At 53.5% G+C, this 15,311-nt stretch carries 15 protein-coding genes and 2 tRNA genes; 8 read left to right on the top strand and 9 right to left on the bottom strand.

Annotation, left to right across the window (positions count from 1 at the left end; all coding sequences use genetic code 11):
- The first annotated feature begins 21 nt into the window (after nt 1–21).
- On the top strand, nt 22–258 hold the full coding sequence (locus BN8_RS06050) for a hypothetical protein (protein WP_009280929.1): 237 nt from the start codon (nt 22–24) through the stop codon (nt 256–258).
- Nucleotides 259–351: 93 nt separating this feature from the next.
- Here BN8_RS06050 and BN8_RS06045 read toward each other — a convergent pair whose 3' ends face one another.
- The 3 genes from BN8_RS06045 to BN8_RS06035 form a co-directional block, all read right to left on the bottom strand.
- Nucleotides 352–792 carry a hypothetical protein gene (locus tag BN8_RS06045; RefSeq protein WP_040005488.1) on the bottom strand — a complete coding sequence of 147 codons (441 nt, stop codon included), beginning with the start codon at nt 790–792 and terminating at the stop codon, nt 352–354.
- Nucleotides 793–828: 36 nt separating this feature from the next.
- Complete coding sequence (locus tag BN8_RS06040; RefSeq protein WP_229367771.1) at nt 829–2,016, bottom strand: tyrosine-type recombinase/integrase; 1,188 nt, start codon at nt 2,014–2,016, stop codon at nt 829–831.
- Nucleotides 2,017–2,111: 95 nt separating this feature from the next.
- A tRNA-Ala gene (locus tag BN8_RS06035) sits at nt 2,112–2,185 on the bottom strand.
- 179 nt (nt 2,186–2,364) lie between these two features.
- Between BN8_RS06035 and BN8_RS06030 the strand changes: the two genes are divergently transcribed.
- Nucleotides 2,365–2,619 (top strand): GIY-YIG nuclease family protein, encoded by a 255-nt coding sequence (locus tag BN8_RS06030; RefSeq protein WP_009280927.1) that lies wholly within the window; start codon nt 2,365–2,367, stop codon nt 2,617–2,619.
- A gap of 51 nt (nt 2,620–2,670) precedes the next feature.
- Nucleotides 2,671–3,231: an NUDIX hydrolase gene (locus BN8_RS06025; protein ID WP_009280926.1), complete on the top strand. Its 561-nt coding sequence runs from the start codon at nt 2,671–2,673 to the stop codon at nt 3,229–3,231.
- Between the two features lie 13 nt (nt 3,232–3,244).
- On the opposite strand, the gene BN8_RS06020 is transcribed toward BN8_RS06025, so the two are convergent.
- Both BN8_RS06020 and BN8_RS06015 read right to left on the bottom strand, forming a co-directional pair.
- Nucleotides 3,245–3,865 (bottom strand): C40 family peptidase, encoded by a 621-nt coding sequence (locus BN8_RS06020; RefSeq protein WP_009280925.1) that lies wholly within the window; start codon nt 3,863–3,865, stop codon nt 3,245–3,247.
- Nucleotides 3,866–3,946: 81 nt separating this feature from the next.
- The gene (locus BN8_RS06015; protein WP_040005564.1) at nt 3,947–6,064 is read right to left on the bottom strand and encodes a Tex family protein; all 2,118 of its coding nucleotides are present in this window, start codon (nt 6,062–6,064) and stop codon (nt 3,947–3,949) included.
- A gap of 240 nt (nt 6,065–6,304) precedes the next feature.
- On the opposite strand from BN8_RS06015, the gene BN8_RS06010 reads away from it, so the two are divergent.
- The 3 genes from BN8_RS06010 to BN8_RS06000 are packed head-to-tail and all read left to right on the top strand — an operon-like array spanning nt 6,305 to nt 8,179.
- Nucleotides 6,305–7,258: a DUF6623 family protein gene (locus tag BN8_RS06010; protein ID WP_009280923.1), complete on the top strand. Its 954-nt coding sequence runs from the start codon at nt 6,305–6,307 to the stop codon at nt 7,256–7,258.
- Between the two features lie 4 nt (nt 7,259–7,262).
- Nucleotides 7,263–7,718 carry a HEAT repeat domain-containing protein gene (locus tag BN8_RS06005; protein ID WP_009280922.1) on the top strand — a complete coding sequence of 152 codons (456 nt, stop codon included), beginning with the start codon at nt 7,263–7,265 and terminating at the stop codon, nt 7,716–7,718.
- A gap of 14 nt (nt 7,719–7,732) precedes the next feature.
- On the top strand, nt 7,733–8,179 hold the full coding sequence (locus tag BN8_RS06000) for a DUF6623 family protein (protein WP_009280921.1): 447 nt from the start codon (nt 7,733–7,735) through the stop codon (nt 8,177–8,179).
- An 82-nt stretch (nt 8,180–8,261) separates the two neighbouring features.
- Here BN8_RS06000 and BN8_RS05995 read toward each other — a convergent pair whose 3' ends face one another.
- The 4 genes from BN8_RS05995 to BN8_RS05980 all read right to left on the bottom strand — a co-directional run bounded on the left by BN8_RS05995 (nt 8,262) and on the right by BN8_RS05980 (nt 12,773).
- A complete protein-coding gene (locus BN8_RS05995) occupies nt 8,262–8,501 on the bottom strand; it encodes a hypothetical protein (RefSeq protein ID WP_009280920.1) in 240 nt (79 codons plus the stop codon).
- A gap of 342 nt (nt 8,502–8,843) precedes the next feature.
- A complete protein-coding gene (locus BN8_RS05990; RefSeq protein ID WP_009280919.1) occupies nt 8,844–9,938 on the bottom strand; it encodes a Gfo/Idh/MocA family protein in 1,095 nt (364 codons plus the stop codon).
- A gap of 298 nt (nt 9,939–10,236) precedes the next feature.
- Nucleotides 10,237–10,309: transfer RNA gene (locus BN8_RS05985), tRNA-Thr, on the bottom strand.
- A gap of 112 nt (nt 10,310–10,421) precedes the next feature.
- On the bottom strand, nt 10,422–12,773 hold the full coding sequence (locus BN8_RS05980) for a DUF349 domain-containing protein (RefSeq protein WP_009280918.1): 2,352 nt from the start codon (nt 12,771–12,773) through the stop codon (nt 10,422–10,424).
- 94 nt (nt 12,774–12,867) lie between these two features.
- Here BN8_RS05980 and pdxH point away from each other — a divergent pair, with 94 nt between their 5' ends.
- Together pdxH and BN8_RS05970 are read left to right on the top strand one after the other, a co-directional pair.
- Nucleotides 12,868–13,509: a pyridoxamine 5'-phosphate oxidase gene (gene pdxH, locus BN8_RS05975; RefSeq protein WP_040005563.1), complete on the top strand. Its 642-nt coding sequence runs from the start codon at nt 12,868–12,870 to the stop codon at nt 13,507–13,509.
- Between the two features lie 163 nt (nt 13,510–13,672).
- Nucleotides 13,673–15,244 carry an MFS transporter gene (locus BN8_RS05970; RefSeq protein WP_009280916.1) on the top strand — a complete coding sequence of 524 codons (1,572 nt, stop codon included), beginning with the start codon at nt 13,673–13,675 and terminating at the stop codon, nt 15,242–15,244.
- Nucleotides 15,245–15,311 lie beyond the last annotated feature (67 nt).

The following is a 15,311-nucleotide window of genomic DNA, read 5'->3' as shown; positions in this document are numbered from 1 at the left end:
TTTTTTTTAACCACTAATCAAATGATTACACAAGACAACATAACCTTAGCCCAACGGCTACAGGCTCCAACGCCCAAATTTTTTAGAACGCTCCGTACTGTCGGTATCGTGTTAGCGGCCGTAGGTGGGGCAATTGTAGCGGCTCCGGTAGCGCCAATAGTGGCAACGATAGGCGGCTATCTGGTAGCGGCTGGCGGTGCAGCAACGGCCGTATCAAGTATTACAGTAGACTTTACCGCTTTGAATAATAAACAGTAGGTTACTACTGTGTTACGGTGGGTAAGTAAAAAGCCGGTTCGCTTGAACCGGCTTTTTCTGTTAATTAGGTGTGTACTGTAATGTAATTTATTCCTAAAACTTAGGGCCATTTCCGGCCTTCGTTATAGTCACTGTTATACCTTGTATTGACAAACCTGTAACCGTATTCAGGTTTATTGAATTTCCGGCAAAAGAACCATTCCCAACGGTCTTAACCGCATAGGTTGAGCCATTATAAAAAATGGAAGTTGTGTGTGCAGGAATCTCAAAGGTGTTATTCTTCATGGTTACTGTATATGTGTCATCGTCATCTTTGAATACTAACTCATCACTCGATTTGCCTTTTGATACGTACAAGTTGAATTTATAAACCTCTGTAGCACTTGCCCCATTAGTTCCTTTTGAATATTGTGTAGTAGTAATGTTGTATGAGCCGGTATATTGCTCACGCGGGTCAACGTCAGAATTTTTACAACTGGCTACCGCTAACAGGGTTAGGGTTGCAAGGGAAAGGGATTTTAAACGTTTCTTCATTATGCTTGTGAACGGGGGTTTTATATGAAGGTGCAATTATATGAACTTTTCGTATATGTCGTCATCGACAAAAGCGGCTAATCTGCGGGTATAGATTTCCATTGTCTTATGATCGGAAAAGCCGTTTTGTTCCTGTAGTCTCCGAGTGTGAAAGCCAAGCCGTATTGCTTTGATATTGCCGGTATGTTTCCAGCCGTACAGGGTGTACTTTGCCCCCGTAATACTTAACTCCTTCAATACTTTGCAGTGCCGTTGATAGAAATGGTTCTTTCCTACCGGGTTGGGGCCGGGCGCTCCTTCACTGCCAAACACGTAGAAATCTAAGTCGTAGTTTCTAATCCCTAAATGCTCTATCAGTTCGTCTAACGGTTTGGGCATCGTCGGCGTTTTCGTTTTACCTTTCTTAGCCCGTTTGCCGCTAATCTGTACTGTCTTATGCTTCAAGTCCCTAACTCTCAGTAAACGGACTTCTTTACCAGGCCGGGCAAAACAGTAATGTATAAAGTAGATAAACAGCAAAAGCCGGTAGTCCTGAGTACTGATAAGGTGGTTAAATATCCGTTCCGCTTGTTCGTCGGTATACGGTTCGTGTAGCTCTGATTCTTTAGCCTGTACTAACTCGACATCTACAGCCGGGCTAACGTCGAACCGTTTACGTCCTTTTTTGGTGAACCAGTTGCAGAACGTTTTTAATTGGTTGATCTCCTTATTTCGGGTAGTTGGGTCCGAGTGCAGCGCTAATATGTAGGTTCTATATTGTTCGCACAATTCGGGCGTAAGCTCCTTTGTTACAATCGTTTCTAGCTTATTTTTCTTAATAAAGTCCTGAAACTTGCGCCCGAAATTCTTATACACCTTATACGACGTATCCACTAATTCAGACTGCTTAACAGATAAATACGTTTGTATGTCTTCGAGCAAGGTAGGCAATCGTTCAGGCTTTGCGGCCGGGGTTGGTTTGTGGTTTAGGTCTGGATTGTAAACCGCGCCGTTTTCGAGTTGTTGGTTAATAAACTTTATCCATCGCTGGGCTTCTTTCAGCCGGGCGGCTGGCTCCCTGATCTGATTGAACCGAGAAAAGAACCGGCGTTCTTTCTTTTGGGTCTTTACGTTCCATTGGTAGAACTCGATTAACCAGGTTTTAGCCGGGTCTAATTCGTAAGAGTACAGTTTACAGTGTCGGAATGGTGGAACTCCTAATGTGCCGTTTTCAGGCAATTGCATAAGCGTTATTGTTAAGCGATTTGTTAAGTTCAGGTGGCTATACATGGAAAAAGGCTGTTTATCGAATGATAAACAGCCTTTTACGTTGTTTGCTGTGGAGATAGTCGGATTCGAACCGACGGCCTCTACAATGCCATTGTAGCGCTCTAGCCAACTGAGCTATACCCCCGTTTGCGTTTTGTGGGTGCAAATATGAGCAAAAAATCACAGCAACTCAACTTCAATTTTAAAAATTTTACATCTTCCTCAGTCTCACGTACCTACTTTACCGCTTACTACCAATTGCGTCAATAGACTTTGTTTTATGATATTGATTCTGTAGTTTTGACTATAGTCCCTCCGACACCTATGCATACGGTTTATATCATTTACAGCCCCTCAACCGATCAATATTTCATCGGTCAGACCAAAGACCTCAAAATCAGCTTGTGGCAGCATAATGCCAAAACGGTGGCGGCTACGGCCGACGGCAAGCCCTGGGAACTGAAGTTTACCCGGCAGTTTGCCACCCGCAACGAGGCCCTGAGTCTGGAAATGAAACTGAAGCGGAGAGGCCGGGCTGAATGGGAAGAAATGATCAGCGAAGCCGCTCAAACTGTTTAATTGCTGTAGCCGAAAAGCCACCCCATCGGGCGGCTTTTTTGTTGATGCCCCATGGCGCAGGAATTAGACATTGTGGATGAACAGAATCGGCCGCTGGGTCGCCGGAAACGCAAACGAGACATCGAACGCGACGGCGACTGGCACCGTACGGCCCAGATTTTTGTCCTGAATCAGCGAAACGAATTACTGCTGACCCTCCGTCACCCCGACAAGGAGATTCTGCCCAACTACTGGGACATCTGCATCGGTGGCCACATCGAACCCGGCGAAACCTACGACGAAGGCGCCCTGCGCGAAACCGAGGAAGAAGTCGGCATCCGGCCGCAGCCTGGCGAGTTGCAACCCCTGGGTATTGTATCCGTAGAGATGATTGACGAGCGCATTCCCCTCCGCGACCGCGAACACGCTCAAGTGTACGTCTGGCAGGTGACCTTTGACCTTACCGATTTTACGCCCCAGTCCGACGAAGTGGCCGACATGCGGTTTGTGCCGCTCGACTACGTTCGGCAGGACTTGCTGGCGGCTACCTCCTCATTCCGCTACACCCCGCCCCGGCCAACGTACCTGCGGATGCTGGAACTGCTGACCGACGCGTTAAAGACTACCGAGTAGCCGACACGGTGCGTCAGAACGGCCGCAGGGCCTTCACAAACCGACCTTTGAAGTAATTGGAATACAGATTATCCTCCCGCACCCCGCGCGATGATGACGCGTGAATGAACCGGATGTTTTCGGGACCGTTCACCTCCGTCACGATACCCGTATGCGATACGTACCCCGCCTTGCCGCTGTCGGGCACGAAGAAGATCAGATCGCCCGGCTGAATTTCCTTGACATCCACCTCGTACCCCACCTCCGACTGCTGCCATGAGATGCGGGGCATTCGCAGACCCACCGTGTTGAAAACGGCATAGACCAGTCCCGAGCAGTCGATGCCGGACGTAGTATTACCGCCGGAGCGGTAGGGCGTTCCGGTGTAGGTTCGCGCAATTTTGACCACTTCGGGCACGTAGCGGTTTTCGTAGGTACGTGTGTCAACCACCTTACCGGTTGGCTTGGCCGGTACGGCGGGAGCGCGCTTAACCGACGAACGGGTAGCGACGGAGCGGCTGGTGGACGGGCGACGGCTGACGGAATGAGAGGGGCCGGAGGAGCGGAAAACTTCGCAGGAAGTAAGCGAGATGAAGAGCAACGAACTGGTCAACAGGGGCCGCCAGGCAGCCCGCAGGGTCGTTGTAATGGGCATAGAATAGTGGCTACGGTTATGTCCGGGGGTAGAGACGCCCTTTGTCTATAGGAATCGTCTCTACCACCTTAACGCAACCTATTAAATTTTCATTGTTAGCGCAATGCGTTTGCGCACTAAATCGACCTCCAGCACCTTTACTCTTACTTTCTGGTGCAGTTTCACCACCTGATTCGGGTCCGATACGAAGCGATTGGCCAATTGTGATACGTGGACTAAGCCATCCTGCTTCACCCCAATGTCGACAAAAGCCCCGAAGGCCGTGATGTTCGTCACGACGCCGTTCAGTATCATGCCCTCATGCAGGTCTTCAGGTTTGCGTACCCGCTCGTCGTATTCAAACACGGCCAGTTGTTCGCGGGGGTCGCGGCCGGGCTTTTCGAGTTCGGCCAGAATGTCGCGGAGGGTTGGCAGCCCCACCGAGTCGGTAACGTAGCGTTCGGGACGAATCTGTTTACGTAGTTCAGGCTTCCGGATCAGGTCGGCTACGGTACTGCCGACGTCGGTGGCCATACGCTCCACCAGCGCATACCGCTCGGGGTGAACGGCGCTGTTGTCCAGCGGATTTCGGGCTCCTTCAATACGTAGAAAACCGGCCGCCTGTTCGAAGGCTTTCGGACCTAATCGCGGTACTTTTTTGAGTTGGTCGCGGGAGGTGAACGCACCGTTCTGCGCCCGATACGCCACGATGTTGCCGGCCAGTTGCGGCCCCAGGCCCGACACGTAGCGCAGCAGATACGCACTGGCCGTATTAAGCGATACGCCGACCTGATTCACGCAGCTTTCAACGACGGTATCGAGGCTGTTTTTGAGGTCAGTCTGATCAACATCGTGTTGATACTGCCCCACCCCAATCGATTTGGGGTCGATCTTCACCAGTTCGGCCAGCGGGTCCATCAACCGCCGACCGATGCTGACCGCTCCACGTACCGTTACGTCCTTATCAGGAAACTCCTCCCGGGCCACCTCCGACGCGGAATACACCGACGCCCCCTGTTCACTCACCATGAAAAGCGATTTGCCCAGATTCAGCTCCCGGACAAACTCCTCGGTTTCGCGGCCGGCCGTACCGTTTCCGATGGCAATGGCGTCGATTTTGTATTGCTCCACCAACCGCCGAACCGTCTGGGTAGCCTGTTGCTTCTGGGCGTCAGATTGCGCAATGTAGATGACCGCATCGGTCAGCAGATTGCCCTGCGCATCCAGGCAGACGACTTTGCAGCCGGTCCGGTAGCCGGGGTCAATGGCCAGCACCCGTTGCTGCCCCAAGGGCGGACTGAGCAGCAACTGCCGCAGGTTGTCGGCAAAAATCCGGATGGCTTCCTGGTCGGCCTTGTCTTTCGACTGTTTGTCAAATTCGGTTTCGAGCGAAGGCTTCAGCAGTCGTTTGTAGCCATCGCGAATGGCCAGAGCAACCTGCTCTTTACTCCCGGGGAGGCCACGCAGAAACTGCCGTTCCAGCCGTTCGACAGCCGCGTCCTCGTCGGGCGAGATGGAAACGGCTAGAATTCCTTCCGCTTCGCCCCGCCGAATGGCCAGCAGCCGGTGCGATGGCACGCGACGGAGGGGTTCGGCAAAGTCGAAGTAGTCGCGGTACTTGGCCCCCTCAGCGTCCTTCCCCTTCTTGACTTTCGACGTAATGATGGCTTCGCGCTCGAACAGGTTCCGGATGCGCTGCCGGGCGTCAGCATCCTCGCTGATGCGTTCGGCCATGATGTCGCGGGCTCCCTGCAAGGCATCCGCCACGGTCGGAACCTGGTCATTGACGTACCGTTTGGCGATCCGCTCGACGTCGTTCTCCCGCTGGCTGAAAATCAGATCGGCCAGCGGTTCCAGCCCCCGTTCAATGGCAACGGTCGCCCGGGTTTTGCGCTTCGGTTTAAAGGGCAGATACAGGTCTTCCAGTTCCGTCATCGAGTCGACGGATTCCAGTTTCCGACGTAGCTCGGGGGTTAGTTTCCCCTGTTCGTCGATTGATTTAAGGATTGCGTCCCGGCGTTTATCGAGATCCAGCAGTTTCTGGTAGGTATCCTTAATCGCCTGAATCTGCACCTCATCAAGCGATGCGGTGGCTTCTTTTCGGTAGCGGGCAATGAACGGAACAGTGGCCCCACCGTTGAGCAGGTCGATGGTATTGGCAACAGATCGGGCGTTAAGATTGAGCTGGGCCGCGACCCGTTGTTCGGGGGTTTGACTCATGTAGTTGGTAATGCGTTCTACGTGCAAAAAAACGCCATACAACCCATTTGCCCATAAAAATCGACAAAAAAGTGTTGGCTATCCACTCGGCTAATTTTTCTACAAAATACGTATAACTACTTGGTTGATCACGTTTTATCCCGCTAAAAATAACAACCTGATCCACCTATCTTTGATTCTGTCAATGAGCGCCTTACGGCTATTCATCGGCAATCCATTCCTCTCATAAACTCTTATTGTATGGCAATCACACAAGCAATGTGGACCCACGGGCATGCGATGCAGGTGGAGTTTCCGGATCGAGTCCGGAGTGTGTGGCGAGCCGGTTTCTTCATTCGGGTAGTGGGGCAACCCAACTCGACAAACTGGTTTCATTTTGGCATCCCCACGGCCGTCATTGTCAATGACAAACGACAGATGGTCGATTCAGTGATGCTTCGGTTCCGGGCCGGGTCTCCGCAGGCCGCCGTAACCAACGTGCATGTTTACGACGGCGAAGGGCGCATTGCCACACACGACGGCCTGAACCTCTCGCCCACCGCCTTCGGGCTGGAGCGCTTTCAGGTCACGGGCAAACCCGACGTACTCTGGGGTATCGGCATTTCGGTGGGTGTGCGCTTTTCGGGCACGACCGACGCGCAGAACACGCTCGAATTCAGCGCGGCTGGCTGCGACTTTAACCTGTTCGAAACGGTTCGTCTGCACACGAAAGTGCTCACCCAACCGACCGTTTCCATCGACACGATGATTAACTCGATGCGGCAGGTATACGAACCCGCTGGTATCCGGGTAGTACACATGAGCAACGAAACGCTGAACCTCCCCGATCTGAACGTAGTGGACGTAGGCGGCTGTACGCGGGGCGAAACGACAACGGAACAGAATCAGTTGTTCAACAACCGCAACAATGTTGGCCGCAATGATGTGGTCGTGTATTTCGTCCAGGCTACCAACCCGCCCTACAACGGCTGTGCAGCCCACCCGAGCGGTCGGCCCGGCGCGGTGGTGGCCAGTGGCGCCACCCGCTGGACCCTGGGCCATGAGATCGGCCACGTATTGGGTCTGTCGCACGTGAACGACAACAACCGACTCATGACTGGCAACGGTACGGCCAACATCACGAATCCGCCCCCTGATCTGATCAACTCAGAAATCAGCACCATGAAATCGAACGCGCTAACCGTAAACGCTTAATCGCATGGCACTTTCCCCAACCGAACTCCGGCTGCGACTAAGCAGCGATGAACCGGACTACGCGCAACTAGCTCAACTGATCGACGGGTCGGACGTATCCGTTCTGTTGCAGTTGGCCAACGACCCCGACCCGATGCTGGCGTCGAAGGCCGTTTACCTGGCCAGCCTGCTGCCCAATCCGCAGGCTCATGACATCGTTGTAACGGCGTCGAACAGCCCCCGCGCCCTCGTTCGGATAGCCTCCGCTTCGGCGCTGGTCAACCTACCCGATGAGGTTCGGTACCCCATCGCCGACCGCCTGATCGATGCCGACGACGTAAGCGTCAAGAAGCTGGCCATCAAGGCTGTGGAACAGGCGGCACCGGCTGCACTGAAGCAGAAGCTGGATCGTATGAGCCGGGAAAACCCCTCGGAAATGATCCGGAATTTATCGAAAACGACCTTACAGAAAATCAACTAAACCTTCTTTTCCAAATGGCCTTAGCACAAGCAATGTGGGCGCACGGTCACACCATGCAGATTGAAGTGCCCGGAAACATACAGAATCAATGGCGGGCTGGTTTTTTCATCCGCGTCATTGGACGACCCAACACGACCAACTGGTTTCATTTCGCCATCCCGACGCCGGTGATTGTCAACGACAACCGCCTGGCCATCGACTCAGCCCTGATCCGCTTCCGGAGTAATTCGCCCCGCGCCAAAATCACCAACGTCCACGTATTCGACGGAGAGCGCCGGATTGCCGCTCACGACGGGCTGAACCTCGCCCCATCGCCCTGGGGGATGCACCGGTTCGCCGTACCCGGTCGGCCGGAAGTTCTGTGGGGACTCGGCGTGACGCTGGGTGTATCATTCACGGGTGCCACCGAAGCCGAAAATACGCTGGAAATCAGCGCGGCCGGCTGCGATTTGATGCCTTGATTAGTAATACATTCAGAAAACAAGAAAGCCCCAACCGGGGCTTTTTTAGTTAGTTCTTACGTACGCAATAGGCAAGGCCGACTTACTCCATCTCCACCAGATACGGCAGATACGGCTCCAGCCGGTCGGTATCACGGAACGCGTCGAGGTGTTGCAGCTTACTCTTGTAGGCGTCGTAGCGAAGTTCAACGTAGAAATCGTCGAGGCTATAAAGCAGATATACGTGTTCGTCTTCGTAACGATTAGCCAGTATGTCACCCTTGAAATATAGAATATCCAACTGTTCGTCAGCGGGGAGCGTAGTAAAATAGATGGGTGTCATAGTACGGCAGCGTTTCAATAGCCAAAGTAAGCAAAAACGCGGCCCGGCCGCAAGGCTCCCGTAGCACACAAGACGCACAACGTATGTGTGGGTTGTAGGATAGCCCCGGTAAGTGGTTTAAGATCAAACGCCAAGGTCTGACGGAACGTCAGACCTGACCCTACTCAGCCAGCTAGCCTGCCGGTACACCTGACCGGCCTATCCCCAAATACCCCACTGGTCAAATGTTCCGTAAGCGGGCGACCGCGACGGCGGACCGTTTAATTCACCCGCTTACGGAACGGCGGAACGTCATTACGCTGTGGTGTTTTCACCGGTCAGACGTACCGTCAGACCTTGTTGTCAGGCAATCTTCACCCGCTGGCCGCTCTTGGCAGCTTTGTAAATAGCTTCCACAATTATGATGTCGCGGAGACCTTCTTCGCCCGGCACCAGCATCGGCTTGCCGGCCATGATCGATGCCGCATCGTCGTCCATCTGACTGGCTTGCTGGAACGGCACCTGATACGGATGCTGGATTTTTCCACCGGGGTATTCGCCGGTCTGGCCATTGTAGGCTGAGTACGGCTCCATCTTCAGCATTCCCTTATCGCCGGTAACATAGAGATAGTTCATGTTCATGCCGAAGCTGGTCTGCACGGCCGCCCGTGCCCCACTCGGAAACTCCAGTTGAGCCATGGTCGTTTCGTCCAGTCCGTTTTTATAAATCTCCGGCCGAGACGTAAACTGCTGAGCCGTCACAGCAATCGGCTCCTCACCCGTAGCCAGCCGAGCCCCCTGCAATACGTACACGCCCATATCGTACATGACGCCCCCACCCAGCTCTTTTGTCTGCTTCCAGTGATTGGTACGGTTGTCGCGATAACCGGCCGAACAACTTACCATCTGAATCTTGCCAATTTTTCCGTCACGCAGCAGTTTTACATACTCCTGCGTGTTCGGCTCGTGATGCAGCCGGTAGCCGATGGCCAGCGACACCTTGTTTTTCTTGCAGGCATCGATCATGTTCTGGCACTCTTTGGCCGTGATGGCCATCGGTTTCTCGCACCAGACGTGCTTGCCCGCCTTAGCCGCCCGCACTACATACTCTTCGTGCATCGACGGCGGGAGCACCACGTACACCACGTCAATATCGGGGTTGTTCGCGATCTGGTCGAAGGTCTGGTAATTGTAAATGTTCTTATCTGGAATGTTGTACTTCTTTTTCCAGGTTTCGGCCTTTGCCGGCGTACCGGTTACGATACCGGCGAGGTAGCAATTTTTAGTTTGCTGGAGCGCCGGAGCCAGAAGATCGGTGCTGTAGTAACCCAGGCCGACGAGGGCTACCCCAAGCCGGTCCTTTTTGGGACGCGTAGCGCCCAGCAGCACGTTTGGTGAAAAAAGGGCCGATGCGCCACCAAGCGCGGCCGTTTGCAGGAAGGTTCTGCGCGTAGTCATAACGATTTTGGGTTTTCCTGAATAGACCTGAAAATATACTGGGAAATCCTACGTGTTGCTTGAATCGGCGGCTCTTTTGTTGGATAAATTACGGCACACGCCCTAAAAAGAGTATTGTTTAGCGTGTGTCAGATAAAAGAAATGAATGACCACCTTACTTCTGACAACTATGCACAAGCAAATCTTGTATTGTGAAGCCTTCAAGCGGCTCTATTAGGGTTTTGGCCCAATTAATCAGATGTATTGCAACAAAAACAAAAAAGCACTTAACATTTCTGCCAAGTGCTTGATTTTGAAGAGCCCCCAGTCGGGATCGAACCAACGACCTACTGATTACAAGTCAGTTGCTCTACCAGCTGAGCTATGGAGGCCTGTTTCATTCAAAACGTGGTGCAAAAGTAGCGTTTTAGGCTATACAACGCAACTAATGACCCAAAAAAGAGCGGACATATTTTTGACGTATGCCCGCTCCATTTGTATTCGTTAAGCTTGCGCTACCCGCAACTGATGACGTAAATCATCCAGTTGTTTCTGAGCATCAGCGATTTTCTTCTCAATATCAGCCCGGAGCTTGTCAGCATTTTTCGAGCGGGCGAAGAACTCAATATTGTTGTTGTACGTAGCAATATCGTTCTCGAGCGCCGAGATCCGACGACGGATGTCGCCTTCGCGCTTGCCACCGCCCCCATCACGACCGCCATCCCGGCCACCGCCCCGGGTTACTTCAGCTTCGTTTTGCAGCATCACGCGCTCCTTGTCTTTGGCCGACAGCTTACCCGTAGCACCTACCAACGCGTTGATGGCGTTGATGTACCGCTTCTGGGTTGACTGCATGTCTTTCTTCGGCACGAATCCGATGCTGTTCCACTCCTTCTTGAACTCGTTCAGTTGCGAGAGATCCGCGTTTTCGGTGGCGGCTGCTTCGATGCGCTCAATCAGGGCGATTTTACGAGCCAGATTACCCTCAAACTCACGCTCTGTTTCCTGGTTCTTCGAACGCTTCTTGTTGAAGAACGCATCACACGCAGCTTTGAACCGGTCGAAGATCGAGTTCTTCTGCTTTTCGGGTACCTGCCCAATGGTTTTCCATTGCCGCTGCAAATCGATCACCCGCTGTGTAGCCTCTGCCGATTCATCGCCCGAAGCCAGAATGGCTTCCACCTGTTCGCAGAGATCCGTTTTCAGCCGTAGGTTTTCCTCGCGCTTGCTTTCCAGTTGCTTGAAGAACTCACCTTTGTTGTGGAAAAACGTTTTCAGAGCCGCCCAGAACTTCTTGCTCAGTTCCTTACCTTCCTCGCGGGGCATTGGTCCTTTCAGCGCATTCCAGCGATCCTGCAGCGCCATTACGTCCTTCGTCTTATCGTTCCAGTCGTTGATGCTGTTGGACGTAAACGAGGTGAAAGGCACGAGGTCTTCGTAGATCTTCGATTTTTCTTCGTACAACTGAGCCGACTCTTTCCGCTGCTCGTTGGTCTGGCCACGTCGTTTTTCATACAACGTATCGAGGGCGGCTTTCATCCGCTGCCACAACACCTCCTGATCGGCCTTCGGAGCCGGCCCGATGTGCTTGTACTCCTCGAACATCGCATTGGCCTCATCGATGGTCTGCCGCGTCACGGGCGTTTCTTCCGATGCCTTAGCCAGCGCTTCGACCTTCTCGATCACCTCCGTCTTCAGCGTCGCGTTGCGCTTGCGGTCGAGTTCTTTCAGTTCGAAGTAGATGTTGCGGTTGCTGTAGTACCGGTCAACCAACGCGTGATACGTAGCCCACAGGGTCGCGTTGTGCGGGGAGTTCATGTTCCCGGCCGCTTTCCACTCATCCTGAATCTGCTTGAACTCGTTCCAGCTTGACTTCGGATCGCCGGCGTTATTTTCGTCGTTCTCGACCAGTTCGCGCAGGCGACGCAGCAGCTCGGTTTTGGTGGCAAAATTTGAATCCTTCGCCTTATCCAGGTTCTGGAAATAGGTATTCTTCAGACTCTTGATCTGCTTATACAGATCATCGAACTTCTGAACGGAATCATCAAACTTATATTCAAAGCCTTCGTCGGAACCGTTTTCCTGAACAAAGGATTGCAGGGCAGCTTCGCGCTCAGCCCGCTTCATCTGGTCGAACAGAGGTTTTACCTCTTTCAGCACCTGATCGGCCTTCTTAAAATCGCCGGGCGTTACGTTTTCAACGCTGACCCCAGCTAACTGCTGTTGCAGCAGATTGACGAAATCCTGCTTGGAGTATTGGCTGTAGTCGGCGGTCGGCTGGGCGGCTGTTTCGTCTTCCTGATCATCTCCTTCAGAAAGGTCGGCATACTGAGCGGTAATTTCCTCACTCACTACCGGCTCTGCTTCTTCCGAAGTAGCCGTCGGAGTATCTTCCGTCGGCTGCTCCGCCGACTCACTGCCGGTTACGACCAGTGGGGTTTCTTCTGCCGCGGTTGTCTCATCAGCGGTTTCGGCTTCCGGTTGTGGCTCGGTTTCAGCCGTTGCTCTCGGAGCGGCTTCATCTGAGGGAGATTCTGCAACGGGAGTCTCAGCAACCGGTTGTGGCTCAGCCTGAGTGTCATTCTGCGGCTCCGTTGCCGTTTCGCCAGTTGGTGCACTGACGGCTGGTTCGGTGGCCTGTACCCCTTCCGCTTCTGACGCAGTTTCTCCAGCTACCTCCGCTGATGACGGGGCATTCGGAGCTACCTCCGACTCCGGAGCAGGCGTAGTTTCTCCTGCTTCAGCGGTGTTCTGAGGTTGCGTTGCAGCTTCGTCCGGGTTATGTATAGCCAGCGTTTCGGTTGCCTGATTAGAGGGTTCCGGCTGCTGGTTAATTTCCTGTTCTTCGTTTGCCATGTTGAAAGCGTACCGATTACTTTTGCAAAATTACGACAAAATGCGGATTTTCTTGTAGTTCAGCCATTGAAAGCCGTTAAAACAAGTCCGGATGATGCCCTCTAAGATTAGTGATTTACGCAAGGAATACACGTTAAACGGTTTAGATACAGCAGATGTTTTACTGGATCCGGTTGCTCAATTCCGGCAATGGTTCGAGTCGGCCCTGAACGCCGGGGTTCCTGAGCCAAATGCCATGTATGTCAGCACAGTAGACCCTGAAGGGCACCCGGACGGACGGATTGTACTCCTCAAGGACGTCAGCGACGCCGGTTTTGTCTTCTACACAAACTACGATAGCCGGAAGGGCCACGACCTGATCAAGCACCCATTTGCCTCGCTTACTTTCTTTTACGCCGAGCTTGAACGTCAGATTCGGGTGCGGGGACGTGTTGAGAAAGTAAGCGCAGCGGAATCGGATGCTTACTTTGCCAGCCGCCCCCGGGGTAGTCAGATTGGAGCATGGGTGTCGAACCAGAGCACAGTCATCGCCGGTCGCGACGTACTGGCGCAGCGGCAGCGGGAATTGGAAGCCCAGTTCGACGGCCAACTCATCCCGCGCCCTCCGCACTGGGGTGGATTCCGGGTAATGCCCGACCAGATAGAGTTCTGGCAGGGACGCCCAAGCCGCCTGCACGACCGCATTCAATACCGTCGGGAAGAGAATGCCTGGATCATTGAGCGGCTGTCTCCATAACTGGATTCCCGCCAGTTCAGGGAGCGAATTCAGCGGCTCCGGTACGTCATCAACAAGCGAAAACCAGGCAGGGTACGTACTGTCGTCCCACGCTGGTGAATTCATGAAGCAAGCGTAAGTATATCTGATTCATTGACTCCTTACTTCCTAAACCTTCTTTCTCATGCTTGCAGCGCGCACCCCCAGCCAGACGACGGATTCCCGTACGTTGTTGAGTGTTATTTCGGCCTCATCGGTTGGGACCCTTATTGAATGGTATGACTTCTACATTTTCGGCAGTCTGGCGGCCATTCTTTCCTCGCAGTTTTTTCCGAAAGATAACCCCACGGCGGCTCTGCTCTCGACCTTAGCCACGTTTGCGGCAGGGTTTGTGGTTCGGCCGTTCGGGGCGCTCGTGTTCGGTCGGCTGGGCGATCTGGTCGGCCGGAAATACACGTTCCTCGTAACGCTCGTGCTCATGGGCGGCTCCACCTTCCTGATCGGCCTGATTCCCGGCTACGAAACCATTGGCTTCTGGGCACCGCTGCTGGTGCTGATCCTTCGGCTCGTACAGGGACTGGCGCTGGGTGGTGAGTATGGCGGGGCAGCTACCTACGTAGCCGAACACGCGCCGGTTGGTCGGCGGGGCTACTACACGAGTTTCATTCAGACTACCGCGACGCTCGGCCTGTTTGTGTCGCTGGGTGTTATTCTGATTACCCGAGAAACCCTGGGTCTGGACGCGTTTACGAGTTGGGGCTGGCGGGTGCCGTTTCTGCTGTCTATTCTGCTGGTGGCGGTTTCCATCGTGATTCGTCTGCGCATGGCCGAATCGCCCCTGTTCGCCAAACTGAAAAGTGAGGGCAAGGTATCGAAAAACCCGCTGGCCGAAAGTTTCGGCAAAAAACAGAACCTGAAAATGGTCTTGCTGGCTCTTTTCGGCGCTACGGCCGGGCAAGGGGTAATCTGGTACACAGGGCAGTTCTACGCGCTCTCGTTTATTCAGAATGCCTGCAATATTGAATTCGTACAGGCCAATACCATCGTGGCTATTGCGCTGCTGATTGCTACGCCCTTTTTCGTTATTTTCGGGGGGTTGTCGGACCGTATCGGCCGGAAGAACATCATGCTGGCGGGAATGGCGCTCGGGGTACTGACCTACCGACCGATCTACCAGAAAATGTACGAGCTGGCCGACCTGACGCAGAAACAGGAACTGGGCGAACAGACGCAGATCAGCACCACCCGCGAACGCCCCGCCGGAAGTGCCGATTTCGTGACGACAACGACCATCAACAAAGTGTTCGCCGACGGCACTACGGCCAACGAAACGACCCGGCAAACCCAGTCTGCAACGGACTCATCGAAACCCGAGGTAAAGAAGACCGTTACATTGTCGACCGGCAACGCCACGCTGATGATGCTCCTGATTCTGATTCAGGTGTTGTACGTAACAATGGTGTACGGGCCGATCGCGGCTTTTCTGGTTGAACTGTTTCCGACACGCATCCGGTACACGTCGATGTCGTTGCCGTATCACATCGGCAACGGCGTGTTCGGCGGACTGACGCCTTTCATTGCCACCGCCCTGGTTGCTACGGCTACTAAAGCCAACGAAGCCACCGCCGGTACGGTCGACAAGCCGTATCTCGAAGGGCTCTGGTATCCGATTCTGGTTGCTGGTGTCTGCTTCATCATTGGCTTATTGTATATTACAAAGAGCGAATCGGACCGCCGAAGCGGAGCGAATGAGTGAACGAAAAGTTGAGAGAAACAGTCTTTTTTCCTTTCACCCGTTCACTTATTCGCTCTTTCACTCATTC

Source organism: Fibrisoma limi BUZ 3, from assembly GCF_000296815.2.
Taxonomy (GTDB): Bacteria; Bacteroidota; Bacteroidia; order Cytophagales; family Spirosomataceae; genus Fibrisoma; species Fibrisoma limi.
This window is presented reverse-complemented; position numbering and strand designations above follow the sequence as displayed.